Origin of the sequence: Serratia sp. FDAARGOS_506 (assembly GCF_003812745.1) — a bacterium.
GTDB lineage: Bacteria > Pseudomonadota > Gammaproteobacteria > Enterobacterales > Enterobacteriaceae > Serratia.
Genome location: NZ_CP033831.1, coordinates 3,274,292 through 3,289,314 on the forward strand (window position 1 = coordinate 3,274,292; position 15,023 = coordinate 3,289,314).

Sequence of the window (15,023 nt, forward strand, 5' to 3'; positions counted from 1 at the left end):
CTCCCTGGGGTCATTCTTCTTCATCGCCGATAAAATTGGCCTGGGGTAAACAGGTATAGGCGCCCCAGTAGTAAACCGCCAGCGCAATCACCGCCATGGTGAGGGTGTCCCACGGGTGGGCAATAGCGCCGATGCCGCCGAAGCTGCTGAGGTAAGAGAGTGCGATCACCAGCGCATAGAAGACGATCAGCCACAGCGAGGACCAAACTTGCTGCCGAAGGCTAACGGCGTGGGTCGGCACCTGATTTTTGAACAGGATGTAGATGAAGAACATCAGGATCTGCAAACCGAGCAGCCAGGAGACGGTATCCCAGCCGGACCAGAAAACGATCAATGCCGAAATGATAAACGACAGCGGGCCGAGCACGAAGAAAGCGCGCACCCGGAACGGGCGCGGCATATTGGGCGCATTGCGCCGCAGCCCGGCGGCAGTGACCGGGGCGATGGCGTAACTCAGTACCAGCGCGGCGGACACCACGCCGATCAGTTTTTCCCACGACGGGAACGGCAGCGTCCAGAATACCGAAAGGGCGAAGGTCAGCCACAGCGCTGGGCGGGGAATACCGGACTCGCCATCCACCCGGGTGAACAGTTTGAAGAAGGTGCCGGCGCGCGCCCAGCCGTAGATTACGCGAGGCGTGGCGTTCATATAGATGTTGCCGGTGCCGCTCGGCGAAACGATCGCGTCGCTGACCACCAGAAATGCCAACCATCCCATGCCCAGCGTGATGGCGATGTCGCGGAACGGCAGAGAGAACTGTTGGCTGATGCCGGCCCAGCCGCCGCTCAACATCTCGCTGGGGATACTGCCGAGAAACGCTATCTGCAGCAGCACATAGATGATGGTGGACAGCACCACCGACAGGATCAGCGCGATGGGAATGGTACGCTGCGGCCTTTGCACCTCGCTGGCGACCGAAATGATCGGTGTCAGGCCGAGGTAGGCGAAGATGATGCCACCGGCGGAAATGGCGGCCTCAACCCCGGCGGAGCCGAAGGGAGCAAAGCCCTGGCTGTGCAGGTTTTCCGGTTTGAAAAAGCTGAATAACACCACGATCACCAGCAGCGGTACCAGAAACTTCAGTACGCTGATCAGATTATTGGATTTAGCGAAGGTTTTGACGCTGTAGTAGTTGAGCGCGAAGAAAAAACACAGCAGCGCCAGCTGCACCAGCCAGCCGATCGGCGTCGGGTCGCCGGAACCCGGCTGGCTGAGGAACGGGAACCAGGCGGCGGCGTATTGCCGGGCGGCGACGACTTCGATGGCGATCAGGCTGGAGAAGGCGATCAGCGTGATAAACCCCAGCAGATAACCCATGAGTTCGCCGTGCGAGAACACCGGATAGCGAATGATGCCACCGGCGCGCGGCAGGGCGGCGCCCAGCTCGCAGTAGACAATGCCGAGCAGCAGCACCGCCAGGCCGCCGATCAGCCAGGAATAGATGCCAGCCGGGCCGGCGATGGAGGAGACATGGCTGGCGGCGAACAGCCAACCGGAACCGAAGATGGCGCCCAGACCGATGAACGTCAGATCGGTGAGCGTAAGCTGCTTCTTGAATTTGCCTTGGGTTGTCATGGTATTACCCTTTTGTTATTGAGTGGCAGGCAGATGCGGCCGGGCTAATTTGGGGCAGGCGAAACCAGGGGATCTCGGGTGAAAACGCCGTTCACCAGCCGCAGCAGGTTGAGCGGGTTGGCGTCCTGCAGCGGCGGCGGCAACAGCGCCGCAGGGGTATTTTGCAGGCAGACCGGCCGCAGGAAACGTTCGATGGCCAACGTGCCTACCGAGGTGCCGCGTGCGTCACTGGTCGCCGGATAGGGGCCGCCGTGCACCATGGCGTCGCACACTTCTACCCCGGTCGGATACCCGTTGAACAGCACCCGACCGGCCTTGCGTGCCAACAGCGTCGTCAGCCCGGTGGCCATATCGAGATCGCCGTCATCCGCCAGCAGCGTGGCGGTCAACTGACCTTGCAATGCCGCCAGCGCCGCGTGCAGCTGTGCTTCGTTATCCACCGCCACCAGGATGCTGGCCGGGCCGAAGACCTCCTGTTGCAGCAGCGGATCGGCCTGCAGCAGCAGTGCCTCCTCCGCTTGATACAGCCGTGCCGTCGCCCGATGAGGGGGCGTTTCGCTGCGGCCCGCCAGACGGCGTATACCGGGGTGCGCATCGAGGGCCGCCAGCCCGTGGCGGTAGTGCTCCAGCGTGCCGGTATTCAGCATCGGTTGCGGCTCGGCGGCGTTGACCAAGGCGCTCATCGTTTCGGCCAGCCGATCGAAGGCGGCGCCGCGCAGCGCGACGATCACGCCGGGCTTGGTGCAGAACTGACCGCAGCCGAGCGTAAAGGAAGAAACCAGTTCCTGCGCGATGTGCTGCCCGCGTCGCGCCAGCGCCTGTGGCAGGATCACTACCGGGTTGATGCTCGACATTTCGGCGAAGACCGGGATAGGTTGAAGGCGTTGCATCGCCAGGTCGAATAGCGCCCGGCCGCCTTGCAGCGAGCCGGTGAATCCCACTGCCTGAATCGCCGGATGTTGTACCAGGTCAGCCCCCACGCGGTTGCCGAAGATCATGTTGAAAACGCCGGCGGGCATCCCCGTGCGTTCCCGTGCGCGTTCGATCGCCTGAGCGGTAAGCTCGGCGGTGATCATATGGCCGCTGTGCGCCTTGAACACGACCGGGCAGCCGGCGGCGAGCGCGGCGGCGGTATCGCCGCCCGCGGTGGAGAACGCCAGCGGGAAGTTGCTGGCGCCGAATACCGCCACCGGGCCGAGCGCCACGCGGTATTGACGCAGATCGGGGCGCGGCAGGGGGGAGCGCTGCGGCAGCGCGCAGTCGATGCGCACGCCCTCGACGTCACCGCGCCGCAGCAGCGTAGCGAACAGCCGCATCTGGCCGCTGGTTCTGGCGCGCTCACCGCTCAACCGCGCCGGCGGCAAGGCCGTTTCCTGCATGGCGAAGGCGAAGAAAGCCTCATCCAACGCGTCTAACTCCTCGGCGATGGCGTCGAGAAAGTTCGCGCGTTGTGCCGCGCTGAGCTGCGAATAAGGTGCAAAGGCCACGGCGGCGGCTTCTGCGGCGGCGGCGGTTTCTGCCGCCGTGGCCTGATGGAAGCGGTAGCCGGTCGGCTGTCCGTCGTCGGCGCGCAGGCTGAGCAGCGTCGCTTCCCCTTCGGCGCGGCGTTGGCCGCCGATAAATTGTTGGCCGCTGATGGCGGCGTAGCGATCGTTGGGCATCGGTTCCCCCGGTAGAGAAGGCATGACGCCCGGCATGGCCGGGCGGTGAAAGCGTTACAGGCCGACGTTCGGCAGCGTAGGGCGAGTAGCCAGCGCTTTATCGATCACGGCGTTGATCTCGGTAAGCGTCTCGCCCTGCAGCGCCAGGCGCGGCGGACGAGTGACGGCGCTGCCGCGGCCGACCCGCTGTTCGCAGAGTTTGATGCACTGCACCAGATCGGGGCGGGCATCGAGGTGCAGCAGCGGCATAAACCAGCTGTACAGCGCCAACGCTTCCTCATAGCGTTTTTCCTTCGCCAGCCGGAACAGGGTTTCCCCTTCGCGCGGGAAGGCATTGGACATGCCGGAGATCCAGCCTTGCGCACCAACGGCGAGGCTTTCCAGCACCACATCGTCCAACCCGGCAAACAGCACGAAGCGATCGCCGACTTCGTTGCGCAGATCGATAAAGCGGCGGGTGTCGCCCGAAGAGTCTTTGAAGCACACGATATTTTCGCAGTCGACCAGCGAGGTCAGGATATCGGGCGTGACGTCATTTTTGTAAATGGGAGGATTGTTGTAGACCATGATCGGCAGATCGGTCGCGCCGGCGACGCTGCGGAAGTGCGCGGCGGTTTCGTGCGGCTTGGCGGAGTAGACCAGCGCCGGCATCACCATAATGCCGTCGACGCCGGCCTTTTGCGCTTCACGCGCCATGTTCTGCGCGAAGGCGGTGGTGAACTCGGCGATGCCGGCGATCACCGGTACTTTACCGTCGGCGGCGTCTCTTGCCACTTCGATCACCGCCAGCTTCTCTTGCACCGTCATCGAGGTGTTTTCACCGACGGTGCCGCACACCACCAGGCCGGAGACGCCGTCGCGCACCAGGTTTTTAATCACCGTATGAGTGGCATCGAGGTCCAGAGAGAAATCGTTGCGGAACTGGGTCGTCACCGCCGGGAATACGCCGCTCCAGCTTATGGCTTTATGGCTCATCGTGTTTGTCCTGTCGTCCGAAAGTGTTAATGAAAAGTGAATCTTTGGTAAGGCTCACCGACAGATTGACCGGTATTGCGCAGGGAGGCTTGACGCTTTTCGCCGATTGCCGCGACGAAATTGGCACAATGGTGCCGTCAAGCGGGTGTGAAAAAACAGGCGCGGTGGCCGCCGAGAAAAGAGGGGGTTAACCAGATAAATCAGCGCATTAAGCGGAAAGCGTCAGGCGGAAATCGCGCGGCGTAGAGCCGGTCATCGCTTTGAATTGACGGCTGAAGGCGCTGTGATCGGTATAGCCGCACAGTAGCGCAATGTCGGTGATCGGCAGATCACCGGCCAGCAGTTCCGTGGCTTTTTCCAACCGCACTTTGTGGATCATCTGCCGCGGGGTGAGGTGGAAGATACGTTTGCAGTAACGTTCGATTTGCGCCACCGACAACCCGGTCAGTGCCGTCAGCTCCTCAAGCGCGATCGGCCGGGCGTAGTGGCGGCGGATGTGTATGTCGATCGCCGCCAGCCGTTGGTAGGCCGGGTGATTAGCCCTGGCTTCCTGCAGATCGTGCGAAATACCCGCCATACCGATGATTTTTCCCTGCGCGTCATACAGCGCCAGCTTTTGCGTCAGGCACCAGCCGGTTTCGCGGCCGTTGTACAGGTGCATTTCGAGCTGATCCTGAATCAGCACGCCGTGGCGCAATACCCGCAGATCTTGTTCGGTATAGCCTGATCCAAGCTGAGCGGGAAAAACGTCGGCTGAGGTCTTGCCCAGCAGCGGCGTGACGGTTTTGAAACCGCAACGCCTGGCTAGCGTCAGGTTGGCCAACAGGTAGCGAGCCTGGGCGTCTTTGATAAAGAACACCACGTTGGGAATCGCGTTCAGCAACGGCGCAATCAGCGCCAGCGTATTCAGCAGGTCGCGCAGGTTGTTCGGGCGCTGTTGCGCCAGCCCGTCGCACAGGCGCGACAGATGCTCAATGGCAAAAACGTCTTCCTGCTCCGACAACCCCGCTAGCGAAGGCGGCGAGAGAGAAACCTGAGGCTGGTGGTCTGAAGTGGATCGCATAGCAGTCCCTTTTCGTCGTTAGCCGAAAAAACAGGCGGCCAGGTTGGCGCATTCGCATCAATATTAACTTTTTTGTAACGAATCAAGCGCTATTTCCGGTCGACTGCCAAATATGCGGATTGCCGCATACTTTTGCCGGGCGATGCGTGGCGGTTGCTTGAAAACTGCGGCGTTTCTCGCTACGTGGTGATTTGGATTAAAAGTAACATCATGATAAATAAGTTATTGCTATGACTTCTGTTTGACGCATTCCCGCGGCGCGTCAGACCTGACTTTTGCCACTGTGCTGATTTCTTCATTCACCACGCCGAAACGCATCAAGCCGTCATGCGCGCATTCGTTCAGGCTAATGCCATTGGTTACATCTCATTAACCCAGGAGACGCCGATGGCACTTTCTGCACATATCACCGCTTTGCGGGCGATCGATTCTCACACCGGCGGAGAGCCGACTCGGCTTATAGTCGAAGGTTTTCCCGATCTCGGCGAGGGCAGCATGGCGGAACGGCGGGCGCGTTTCGCGCAACATTATGATGATTGGCGCTGTGCTGTGATGCTCGAACCGCGTGGTAATGACGTATTGGTGGGGGCATTGCTGTGCCGCCCCTGTTCGCCACAGGCCACCGCCGGGGTGATTTTCTTTAACAACAGCGGCTATCTGGGCATGTGCGGTCATGGCACTATCGGGTTGATCGCTTCACTGGCGCACTTGGGGCGCATCCACGCCGGGTGCCACCTGATAGAGACCCCGGTCGGCACGGTAAACGCCACGCTGCATGAGGACGGCAGCGTCACGGTGGAAAACGTGGCGGCATATCGTTACCGCCGCCAGATGCGGCTTGAGGTTGCGGGTTACGAGCCGGTGACGGGAGACATCGCCTGGGGAGGAAACTGGTTCTTCCTGATCGGCGAGTCGCCGGTGCCGATTGTTAAACAAAATTTGGAAGCGTTGACCGCGTTCACCTGGGCGGTGCGACAGGCGTTGGAGCAGGCGGATATCCGCGGTGAAGACGGCGGGGTGATAGACCATATCGAACTGTTCGGTGACGATCCTCAGGCCGACAGCCGCAGTTTCGTGCTGTGCCCCGGCAAAGCCTATGACCGTTCCCCGTGCGGCACCGGCACCAGCGCCAAACTGGCGTGTCTGGCGGCGGACGGCAAACTGCTGCCGGACACGCAGTGGCGGCAGGCCAGCGTGATCGGCAGCGAATTTCAGGCCTACTATCGCCGGAATGGCGATCGCATTACCCCCTTTATTCGCGGGCAGGCCTATGTGTGCGCCGATAGCCAGCTGCTGCTCGACGAACGCGATCCCTTTGTATGGGGAATACGCTGATGAGTACCGAGCGAGGAGCCGATGTCATCGTGGTGGGCGCCGGCATCATCGGCGCCGCCTGTGCCTGGCGGCTGGCGAGGGAAGGGTATCGCGTCTCGGTGGTGGACGATGGCCGCGCCGGTGCCACCGCCGCCGGCATGGGCCATCTGGTGTGCATGGACGATAATCCGGCCGAGCTGGCGTTGAACGCTTATTCGCTGCGGTTATGGCGAGAAGTGACGGAGCGCATGCCGCAAGCGTGTGCCTGGCGCGGCTGCGGAACGCTGTGGCTGGCGGATAAAACGGATGAAATGACCATCGCCGAGCAAAAGCGGGCGCGACTGGCGGATCAGGGCGTGGCTGCAGAGCTGCTGACGGCGGAGCAGATCGCCGCCATGGAACCGATGCTGAGGCACGGCCTGACCGGTGGGCTGCGGGTGCCGGGCGACGGCATTCTGTATGCGCCGCTCGCGGCTCGTTGGCTGTTGGCCGACGGCGGAGCGGCGATCGAGGTGGTGCATGGTGAAGCGTCAGCGCTGGAAGAGGAGGCGGTGCGGCTGACGGACGGCAGGCGCCTGGTGGCGCCGGCGGTGGTCTTGGCCTGCGGCCTTAGGGCCAATGGTCTATTGCCGCAGACTTTGCTGCACGCCAAGAAGGGGCATTTGGCGATCACCGATCGTTACCCGCCGCGGGTGCGGCATCAGTTGGTAGAGTTGGGGTATGGCGCCAGTGCGCATGCCAGCAACGGCACGTCGGTGGCATTCAATGTGCAGGCTCGGCCCACCGGGCAATGGTTGATCGGTTCTTCCCGTCAGTTCGACGCCGTCGATTCGGCGTTGGATATGCCGCTACTGGCGGCGATGCTCACGCGCGCTCAGTATTTCTTGCCCGCGCTGGCGCAGATGAACATCATTCGCTGCTGGACCGGGCTGCGCGCCGCCTCCGCCGACGGGCTGCCGCTGTTGGGCGCGCATCCGCAGCATTCATGGCTGTGGCTGGCGTTGGGGCACGAGGGATTGGGCGTCACGACTGCTCTCGGCAGCGCCGCCCTGATTACTGCGCAGATCGGCCGGCAAACGCCGGAGATTGACGATACCCCGTATTTGGCGGCGCGGGCGTTTGCCGCCGAGGAGCTGCCGGTATGAATGAAAGGCAAAGTATGCTCACGTTGAGCATTGATGGTGAACCCTGCCGAGTGCCGGTAGGCATCAGCGTTGCCGCGGCGCTCAGCCTGTGCGGTGAGGATCGTTGCCGATTGTCGATTTCACACCAGCCGCGCGCGCCGTTTTGCGGTATGGGCGTGTGTCAGGAGTGTCGGGTGACCATTAACGGGCTGCGTCGCCTGGCATGCCAGACGTTGTGCCAAGCTGGCATGCGTATTGAGAGGAGCGATGATGAGTAACTTCGACTGTGAGGTGCTGATCGTCGGTGCCGGGCCGGCCGGAATGGCAGCGGCGCTGGCCGCGGCGGAAAGTGGTGGTCAGGTGCGAATGATTGATGATAATCCGCATCCCGGCGGGCAAATCTGGCGCGATGGGCCGCAGGTGGCTTTGTCTGAAACGGCGAACCGCTATCGGCAGGCGATAGCGACGAGGGAAAATATTGCGCTACAGTCTGGCTGCAAGCTGGTGGCGCAGTGCGGCGCTGGCCGATTGGCGTATGAAGACGCTGAAGGCTGCGGCGTGATTCGCTATCAAAAACTGATTTTATGCAATGGCGCGCGTGAACTGCTGCTGCCGTTTCCCGGCTGGACGCTGCCGGGGGTGACCGGCGCCGGTGGCCTACAGGCGCAAATCAAGCAGGGGCTGACGATCCACGGTGAGCGAGTGGTGATAGCCGGCAGTGGTCCGCTGTTGCTGGCGGTGGCAAACAGCGTGAAACAGGCCGGAGGCGAGGTGGTGTTGGTGGCGGAACAGGCACCGCTTTGGCGATTGGCGGCGTTCGCCGGCGGCCTATGGCGCTGGCCGGCCAAGCTGCGCCAGGCGTTTTCTCTGATGCCGCGTCGTTATTGTGCCGGCAGTCGAGTACTGGCGGCGTTGGGGCAAGAACGTTTAACCTCGGTGCGCGTCAATAGCGGCGGGAAGGAGAGAACGATCGCTTGTGACAGGTTGGCCTGTGGTTTTGGTCTGGTGGCGAACATTGAGTTGGCGATGCTGTTGGGGTGTAGGATCGAGCAAGACGCCGTGGCGGTGGATTATTGGCAGCAAACCAGCCAGGCGCACATTTATGCTGCCGGGGAGTGTACCGGCATCGGCGGCAGTGAATTGGCGCTCACCGAAGGCGCTATCGCCGGTTATGCCGCCATCGGGCAGAAGTCAAAAGCCGACTCCCTGGCGGCGCAGCGGCGGCAGTGGAGGCGTTTCGCCAGGGCGGTGGCAAGCACCTTTGCACTCGATGAGCGCCTGAGTTCTCTAGCCAACCCGCAGACGCTACTGTGCCGCTGCGAAGATGTCACGCTGGAACAGGTGCGCCATCAGCCGGATTGGAACACAGCCAAGCTGAGCAGCCGCTGTGGCATGGGGGCTTGCCAGGGCAAAATCTGTGCGACGGCGGCGAGGCAGCTTTTGGGCTGGCCTTTATCGCCACCGCGTGTGCCTTTAACGCCGGTCAGAGCGGAAACGCTGGTTGCGCTGGGCCTGAGCTGCGATGATGACGGCAACTGAGTGGTTAGTGGCATTTCACCTCAGGCAAATGTTGCCACATCACCATTGCGGCCAATAGTAGGTTTTCTCTCGCCAACCTTTGCCGTACATACAGGCTTCGATGGTGGCGTTTCGGGCTGACTGATTGCGGTCGGTCTGCACCGTCTTAATCGACGGCTCTTTGTCATAGCGGTATCCCGATGGGCAATCCTTCTTATTTTTCTCGCAAGGGATGTATTTGTTTTCGTAGCTGAACTCTACGTCCCGCACCACGTCCGGCGGAAAACGATCGTAGCCGCGGCTACGGCATTCGGCATATTCGGCATCCCGGGTGCTCTCGACCGCGCCGGGCCTTTCCCATTGGGTGCAGGCGGTCATCATCAAAAGCGGCAAAAAAATCAAATAACGGTAATTCTTCATGGTGTCCCTAACTCTTTCTCTATCCTGAGGCTCGCCGCCTAGGAATGTTCCTAACTGGCGAGGTAGGAAAGTGTAATAAACTGACGAAACAATTGGAAATGATAATAGTTATTGTTTAGGTGTGATTGAGGAAGCGCCGCGTTGAAGGATGATGTTGCCGAAATGATAGGGCTTGTCGGGAGCGGCTATCTCACAACGAGGGCAGGCTGACGTACCTCTTGTTCCATCCCTTCTCTTTTTGCTGCAATGATCCGCTCATTCTAGGACCGCTACGCGAGGAAAAATCATATGCAAGCTAAGTATTTTCTTATCCGGATGAAATATTATTTTTATTTAGGATATTTACCCATACCAAGGATTTAATGCTCAGTATTAATACCCTATTTTTTTATTTCTGTTTTTTTATTGTGGTTTTATTTTCGGATTTACTCCATGAAAGGCTTTTTAGTTACAGGGAATTCATTTGCATTTTAAATTGGGATTTTTTAAATTCAGCTCAGATGAAGGATAACCGTTCGCGACAGAGTCAAAAAAAGGAGTTTATTTTGTCTGGGATAAAGAAAACGCCTGAGAGTCATGACGGTTTACCTTCACCATCAGAGGATTATGATACGTTTAAGCACCTCTCCGATGTTGGCTCCGTGTTGGGATATGGGCGAACTCGTTTTTACCAGTGGTGTCGCGGGCGTGGATTTCTAACCCCGATGAACGTTCCGTCACATGAAATGATCAGCCTGGGATATATGGTAGCGGTGTTATCAGAGAGCGGTCATACTCGGGTTTACGTCACGCCGGATGGTTTCAGTTACGTCAGCGGTGCGTTTGCGGCAGATATCAAACGCGGTATGGTAAAGTTTTAAATTTGTAAGAATCGCCTTTATTTCAATGGCTTTAATGCGGAATCTTCTTATTTCTGTAGATCACTGGGCGGGAGTGGGAAGTTATCCGATTTTTTCGGCTCTGCGGCATGAACACTATTGGTTGCAGCTATTCTCTTGTTACGATATGCATTATTTTTCAGGAGACAAGGATGAAGCACTACGCCGCGTTATTTTTTGCCTCTGCGCTGTTGACGGGATGTGCGACCCAAGTTGTACCGCCGCAACAGGCTGAGTCACCGCCCCCAAGCCGTCTGATGCTCTATCAGAATATCCCGGATACGCCTTACGCCACGGTGGTGGTAGTACGCGACAGCGGAATGCTGGCAGGCAGCTGCCGTACTGGGGTCTATGTGAATGGGGAGTTCGCCGCTTCGCTGGAAGCGAAAGAAAAAGCAGAGTTTCGCGTGCCGCCAGGCAATATCTCGATCAGCATCGGGCAAGATATGATCGAGAATCACCTGTGCATTTGGCGTGATACCGGCGGCAGCGTACCTATGACGCTGCGCGCCGGTGAAAGCCGTTATCTGCGTATTGCCGGTGACCGGCAGCGTGGTTTCGTTTTGCAGGCGGGGCGACCGTAACCGCCCAGGCAAGGGCATTAGCGCCCTTGCCACCATCCCCACAGCGTAATTAATAGCCACGCCGCTGCAACCCAGCACAGCACCGCCGCACCCAGAGCTAGCGACAACCGCAGGCTGTTAATCAAGAAATACAGTGAAATCAAATACACCAGGTAGGGCAGCACCGCCCACATGCCGAAAATCAGCGTCGTTTTCAGCGCCGCAATTGAACGTTCATTACCGACAATGTAATGCGCAATCAGGGCGAAAGTGGGGAAGAGCGGGACTAAACCGGCGATATAATAGTTGCGCGTTTTGGCCAGCAGGCCGATCAGAACCACGACTAATGCGCCGATCAGCGCTTTGACAAGGATGCCCATAACGGTCTCGGGTGTGGGGAAAGCCAACACACTGCCCGAAAGCCCGTGCAAGATCAATGGGGTGTGGCGTAACGCCGGGAAAAACAGACCCGCATTACGCGGGTCTGAGGCGCAACGCTTACTGGCGGTAAGCGTGCTTGATTTGCTGAATGCTGTTCTTGAAGATTTCTGCCTGAGTGGGATCTTCAATCTGGGCGATAAAACGTTCCATGTTGATGATAACTTTCCCGGCGTCGGCCTGGCCGATCGACTTCAGGATCAGCGTCAGTGTGGCTTTGAGGCAGGCAACCTCAGTCGCCAAGATCTCCGGGTTTGCAGACGTAGTGAAATCAACGTTGCTCATTTTCTCTCCTGATTTTTGAGGCCGTAGCCCGATACAAGCTGCTTTTGCACACTGCGCGCAGGCTAAAAAGCGTGCTCCACGCTCGGTGGCGAATTTAACTGGGCGCGGAGTATAGCATAGCATGCGTCCGTCATCTGCACCGGGCTTGCTCAGGCTTCAACGTTGGGCGACATCCTTTCTTTGGCCACCTGAATCATCAATTACAGCAAGTTATTTCGAGACGGTTAACAAGTATTTGTCCGGCACGTTATTGTTGAACAATTGGGATTATTATAATTATTTGGGGCGGCTGGCACTGATTTTGCCTGTGTTCAGCGAGAATAATAGTTTTGCTCGCAGGGGTTCGACTGACGATGGCAGTAGCGTTTGCTACGTCTTTAAATATCAAATGATTACAAACGGCCAGCAGCCGTGTTAATATTATTCATGTCGTGATTGCTTACACAGATTTCCCCCTCGTTGCATGATTATCGCGCTATCCTGTCTCAGGTGCAGAGCAACGAAATTATTTTCGTCACCCGATCTTTTCCAACGTGACGATTTATTGGCGGCATAGACGGCTAAAATTGAAAAATCAGCTCTGCTCCGCAAAGTTATTCGGAAGTATGTATTAATCTGTATTCATTCTTGTCTGAAAAACAAGTAATATCTCTGGCGAAAACAGAGGCTGATTGCGTTACTCCCTTTTTTGGAGATTTTTCCTTGATTAGCGTTCTTCTTGTTGATGACCACGAACTGGTGCGCGCAGGGATACGACGCATTCTTGAAGATATCAAAGGTATAAAAGTTGTCGGTGAGGCCCAATGCGGTGAAGACGCCGTAAAATGGTGCCGTGGCAACGCTGTCGATATCGTGCTGATGGACATGAATATGCCGGGCATTGGCGGGCTGGAAGCCACGCGCAAGATTGTGCGTTATGCACCCGACGTCAAAGTCATCATGTTGACTATCCATACTGAAAATCCTTTGCCCGCGAAGGTGATGCAGGCGGGTGCCGCCGGCTATCTGAGCAAGGGCGCCGCGCCGCAGGAAGTGATTAATGCCTTGCGTTCCGTGCATGCGGGGCAGCGTTATATCGCGTCTGATATCGCCCAGCAGATGGCCCTGAGTCAGCTGGAGCCGCAGGCCGAAACTCCGTTCAGCTGCCTGTCTGAACGCGAGCTGCAGATCATGTTGATGATCACTAAAGGCAAAAAAGTGAATGAGATCTCGGAGCAGTTGAGTCTTAGCCCGAAAACGGTGAACAGTTACCGTTACCGCATGTTCAGCAAACTGAATATCAGCGGCGACGTTGAACTGACCCACCTGGCCATCCGACATGGATTGTTCAATGCGGAGACGTTGTTAAGCAGTGAATGACCGTTTTGATGCCAAAGCCTTCCTGAGTACCGTCACCAGCCAGCCCGGCGTCTACCGTATGTACGACGCCACGGGCACGGTGATCTACGTCGGTAAAGCCAAAGACCTGAAAAAGCGTCTCGCCAGCTATTTTCGGCAGCAGGTCAGCAGCCGTAAAACCGAGACGCTGGTTAAAAATATCGCGCAAATAGATGTAACGGTTACCCACACCGAAACGGAAGCGCTGTTGTTGGAACATAACTACATTAAATTGTACCAACCGCGATATAATGTTCTTTTGCGAGACGATAAATCTTATCCGCTGATTTTTCTCAGCGCGGATACCCATCCTCGTTTGTCGGTGCACCGCGGCGCCAAACACGCCAAGGGCGAATATTTCGGGCCTTTTCCCAACTCTTATGCCGTGCGCGAAACGCTGGCGCTGTTGCAGAAGCTGTTCCCGATCCGCCAGTGCGAAAACAGCGTGTATCGCAACCGTTCGCGTCCGTGCCTGCAGTATCAGATCGGTCGCTGTCTCGGCCCTTGCGTCGCCGGCCTGGTGAGTGAAGAAGAGTACCGACAGCAGGTGGACTACGTGCGGCTGTTCCTTTCGGGCAAAGATCAGCAGGTGTTGCACCAGCTGATTGCGCGCATGGAAGACGCCAGCAAACTGCTTAATTTCGAAGAGGCAGCGCGCATTCGCGATCAAATTCAGGCCGTGCGCCGCGTCACCGAGCGGCAGTTCGTGTCGGGCGACAGCGACGATCTGGACGTGATCGGCGTGGCGTTCGACGCCGGTATGGCGTGCCTGCACGTGCTGTTCATCCGTCAGGGCAAGGTGCTGGGCAGCCGCAGTTATTTCCCTAAAGTGCCGGGCGGCACGGATATGAGCGAAGTGGTGCAGACTTTTGTCGGCCAGTTCTATTTGCAAGGCAGCCAGGCGCGTACATTGCCCGGTGAGATCCTGTTGGATTTCAGCCTGCCGGAAAAAGACCTGCTTGCGGAGTCGCTCTCCGAGCTGGCGGGGCGCAAGATTCACATTCAAAGCAAACCGCGCGGTGATCGCGCCCGTTATCTGAAGCTGGCGCGTACCAACGCGGCAACGGCGTTGACCACCAAGCTTTCGCAACAGTCGACGATCCATCAGCGGCTGGCGGAGCTGGCCAAAGTGCTGAACCTGACGGAAATCAACCGCATGGAGTGCTTCGATATCAGCCACACCATGGGTGAGCAGACCGTGGCTTCGTGTGTGGTGTTCGACGGCAATGGCCCGGTGCGCGCGGAGTATCGGCGCTACAATATCAGCGGCATCACCCCCGGTGATGACTACGCGGCGATGACGCAAGTGCTGAAGCGCCGTTACGGCAAGGCGCTGGAGGAGAAAAAGATCCCGGATGTCATCTTTATCGACGGCGGCAAAGGGCAGCTCGGCATGGCGATCGACGTGTTCAAATCGCTCAACGTCACCTGGGATAAGAGTAAGCCGCTGCTGATCGGCATCGCCAAAGGTGCCGATCGCAAGGCCGGGTTAGAAACATTGTTCTTCGTGCCGGAAGGCGAGGGGATTTCGCTGCCGCCGGACTCGCCGGCGCTGCATGTGATCCAACACATTCGTGATGATTCGCACAATCACGCGATTACCGGTCACCGGCAGCGAAGAGCGAAAGTCAGAAATACCAGCGCACTGGAACTGATTGAGGGCGTGGGGCCGAAACGGCGTCAGGTGCTGTTGAAGTATATGGGCGGACTGCAACCTTTGTTGAACGCCAGCGTGGAGGAAATTGCAAAAGTGCCGGGTATTTCACAAGCATTGGCAGAAAAGATCTACAATGCATTGAAACACTGAGGGCAATGTAGCAACATACTCTTA

15 protein-coding genes are annotated in these 15,023 nt (G+C 58.2%); 8 read left to right on the forward strand and 7 right to left on the reverse strand.

Annotation, left to right across the window (positions count from 1 at the left end):
* Positions 1–10: 10 nt before the first annotated feature.
* The 4 genes from EGY12_RS15845 to EGY12_RS15860 form a co-directional block, all read right to left on the reverse strand.
* The gene (locus EGY12_RS15845) at positions 11–1,576 is read right to left on the reverse strand and encodes an APC family permease (protein ID WP_123894560.1); all 1,566 of its coding nucleotides are present in this window, start codon (positions 1,574–1,576) and stop codon (positions 11–13) included.
* 44 nt (positions 1,577–1,620) lie between these two features.
* Positions 1,621–3,237, reverse strand: a complete 1,617-nt coding sequence (locus EGY12_RS15850; protein ID WP_123894561.1) for an aldehyde dehydrogenase (NADP(+)) — start codon at positions 3,235–3,237, stop codon at positions 1,621–1,623.
* 54 nt (positions 3,238–3,291) lie between these two features.
* Positions 3,292–4,212, reverse strand: a complete 921-nt coding sequence (locus EGY12_RS15855) for a dihydrodipicolinate synthase family protein (protein ID WP_123894562.1) — start codon at positions 4,210–4,212, stop codon at positions 3,292–3,294.
* 208 nt (positions 4,213–4,420) lie between these two features.
* Positions 4,421–5,275 (reverse strand): AraC family transcriptional regulator, encoded by an 855-nt coding sequence (locus EGY12_RS15860; RefSeq protein ID WP_172962929.1) that lies wholly within the window; start codon positions 5,273–5,275, stop codon positions 4,421–4,423.
* Between the two features lie 387 nt (positions 5,276–5,662).
* Between EGY12_RS15860 and EGY12_RS15865 the strand changes: the two genes are divergently transcribed.
* From EGY12_RS15865 to EGY12_RS15880, 4 genes are read left to right on the forward strand one after another with little or no spacing between them, the layout of a single operon-like run.
* Positions 5,663–6,610, forward strand: coding sequence for a 4-hydroxyproline epimerase (locus EGY12_RS15865; protein ID WP_123894563.1), 948 nt, complete (start codon positions 5,663–5,665; stop codon positions 6,608–6,610).
* Positions 6,610–7,734 (forward strand): FAD-binding oxidoreductase, encoded by a 1,125-nt coding sequence (locus tag EGY12_RS15870; RefSeq protein WP_123894564.1) that lies wholly within the window; start codon positions 6,610–6,612, stop codon positions 7,732–7,734. The genes EGY12_RS15865 and EGY12_RS15870 overlap by 1 nt, the downstream gene beginning before the upstream one ends.
* Positions 7,731–7,991, forward strand: a complete 261-nt coding sequence (locus tag EGY12_RS15875; RefSeq protein WP_123894565.1) for a (2Fe-2S)-binding protein — start codon at positions 7,731–7,733, stop codon at positions 7,989–7,991. Before EGY12_RS15870 ends, EGY12_RS15875 begins: the two co-directional genes overlap by 4 nt.
* Positions 7,984–9,252: an FAD/NAD(P)-binding oxidoreductase gene (locus EGY12_RS15880; protein WP_123894566.1), complete on the forward strand. Its 1,269-nt coding sequence runs from the start codon at positions 7,984–7,986 to the stop codon at positions 9,250–9,252. Before EGY12_RS15875 ends, EGY12_RS15880 begins: the two co-directional genes overlap by 8 nt.
* 39 nt (positions 9,253–9,291) lie before the next feature.
* Here EGY12_RS15880 and EGY12_RS15885 read toward each other — a convergent pair whose 3' ends face one another.
* Positions 9,292–9,651, reverse strand: coding sequence for a hypothetical protein (locus EGY12_RS15885; protein ID WP_123894567.1), 360 nt, complete (start codon positions 9,649–9,651; stop codon positions 9,292–9,294).
* A 362-nt stretch (positions 9,652–10,013) separates the two neighbouring features.
* On the opposite strand from EGY12_RS15885, the gene EGY12_RS15890 reads away from it, so the two are divergent.
* Both EGY12_RS15890 and EGY12_RS15895 read left to right on the forward strand, forming a co-directional pair.
* The gene (locus EGY12_RS15890) at positions 10,014–10,511 is read left to right on the forward strand and encodes a hypothetical protein (RefSeq protein WP_123894568.1); all 498 of its coding nucleotides are present in this window, start codon (positions 10,014–10,016) and stop codon (positions 10,509–10,511) included.
* Between the two features lie 170 nt (positions 10,512–10,681).
* A complete protein-coding gene (locus EGY12_RS15895) occupies positions 10,682–11,113 on the forward strand; it encodes a hypothetical protein (RefSeq protein ID WP_123894569.1) in 432 nt (143 codons plus the stop codon).
* A gap of 17 nt (positions 11,114–11,130) precedes the next feature.
* On the opposite strand, the gene EGY12_RS15900 is transcribed toward EGY12_RS15895, so the two are convergent.
* Together EGY12_RS15900 and EGY12_RS15905 are read right to left on the reverse strand one after the other, a co-directional pair.
* Entirely contained in the window at positions 11,131–11,472 is a 342-nt protein-coding gene (locus tag EGY12_RS15900) for a GlpM family protein (protein ID WP_049201590.1), read from the reverse strand.
* 118 nt (positions 11,473–11,590) lie between these two features.
* Positions 11,591–11,815 carry a DUF2594 family protein gene (locus tag EGY12_RS15905; RefSeq protein ID WP_004927950.1) on the reverse strand — a complete coding sequence of 75 codons (225 nt, stop codon included), beginning with the start codon at positions 11,813–11,815 and terminating at the stop codon, positions 11,591–11,593.
* A 702-nt stretch (positions 11,816–12,517) separates the two neighbouring features.
* Between EGY12_RS15905 and uvrY the strand changes: the two genes are divergently transcribed.
* On the forward strand, positions 12,518–13,174 hold the full coding sequence (uvrY, locus tag EGY12_RS15910; protein WP_004927947.1) for a UvrY/SirA/GacA family response regulator transcription factor: 657 nt from the start codon (positions 12,518–12,520) through the stop codon (positions 13,172–13,174).
* Positions 13,167–14,999: an excinuclease ABC subunit UvrC gene (gene uvrC / locus EGY12_RS15915; RefSeq protein ID WP_123894570.1), complete on the forward strand. Its 1,833-nt coding sequence runs from the start codon at positions 13,167–13,169 to the stop codon at positions 14,997–14,999. Before uvrY ends, uvrC begins: the two co-directional genes overlap by 8 nt.
* The last annotated feature ends 24 nt before the right edge of the window (positions 15,000–15,023 follow it).

Bases quoted from the DNA above. Each gene is read 5' to 3' on its own strand.
- EGY12_RS15895 (WP_123894569.1), top strand. From the start codon at position 10,682: ATGAAGCACTACGCCGCGTTATTTTTTGCCTCTGCGCTGTTGACGGGA.
- EGY12_RS15850 (WP_123894561.1), bottom strand. From the start codon at position 3,237: ATGCCCAACGATCGCTACGCCGCCATCAGCGGCCAACAATTTATCGGC.
- EGY12_RS15885 (WP_123894567.1), bottom strand. From the start codon at position 9,651: ATGAAGAATTACCGTTATTTGATTTTTTTGCCGCTTTTGATGATGACC.
- EGY12_RS15880 (WP_123894566.1), top strand. From the start codon at position 7,984: ATGAGTAACTTCGACTGTGAGGTGCTGATCGTCGGTGCCGGGCCGGCC.
- EGY12_RS15890 (WP_123894568.1), top strand. From the start codon at position 10,014: ATGCTCAGTATTAATACCCTATTTTTTTATTTCTGTTTTTTTATTGTG.
- EGY12_RS15855 (WP_123894562.1), bottom strand. From the start codon at position 4,212: ATGAGCCATAAAGCCATAAGCTGGAGCGGCGTATTCCCGGCGGTGACG.
- EGY12_RS15905 (WP_004927950.1), bottom strand. From the start codon at position 11,815: ATGAGCAACGTTGATTTCACTACGTCTGCAAACCCGGAGATCTTGGCG.
- EGY12_RS15875 (WP_123894565.1), top strand. From the start codon at position 7,731: ATGAATGAAAGGCAAAGTATGCTCACGTTGAGCATTGATGGTGAACCC.
- EGY12_RS15870 (WP_123894564.1), top strand. From the start codon at position 6,610: ATGAGTACCGAGCGAGGAGCCGATGTCATCGTGGTGGGCGCCGGCATC.
- EGY12_RS15900 (WP_049201590.1), bottom strand. From the start codon at position 11,472: ATGGGCATCCTTGTCAAAGCGCTGATCGGCGCATTAGTCGTGGTTCTG.
- EGY12_RS15845 (WP_123894560.1), bottom strand. From the start codon at position 1,576: ATGACAACCCAAGGCAAATTCAAGAAGCAGCTTACGCTCACCGATCTG.
- EGY12_RS15865 (WP_123894563.1), top strand. From the start codon at position 5,663: ATGGCACTTTCTGCACATATCACCGCTTTGCGGGCGATCGATTCTCAC.
- EGY12_RS15860 (WP_172962929.1), bottom strand. From the start codon at position 5,275: ATGCGATCCACTTCAGACCACCAGCCTCAGGTTTCTCTCTCGCCGCCT.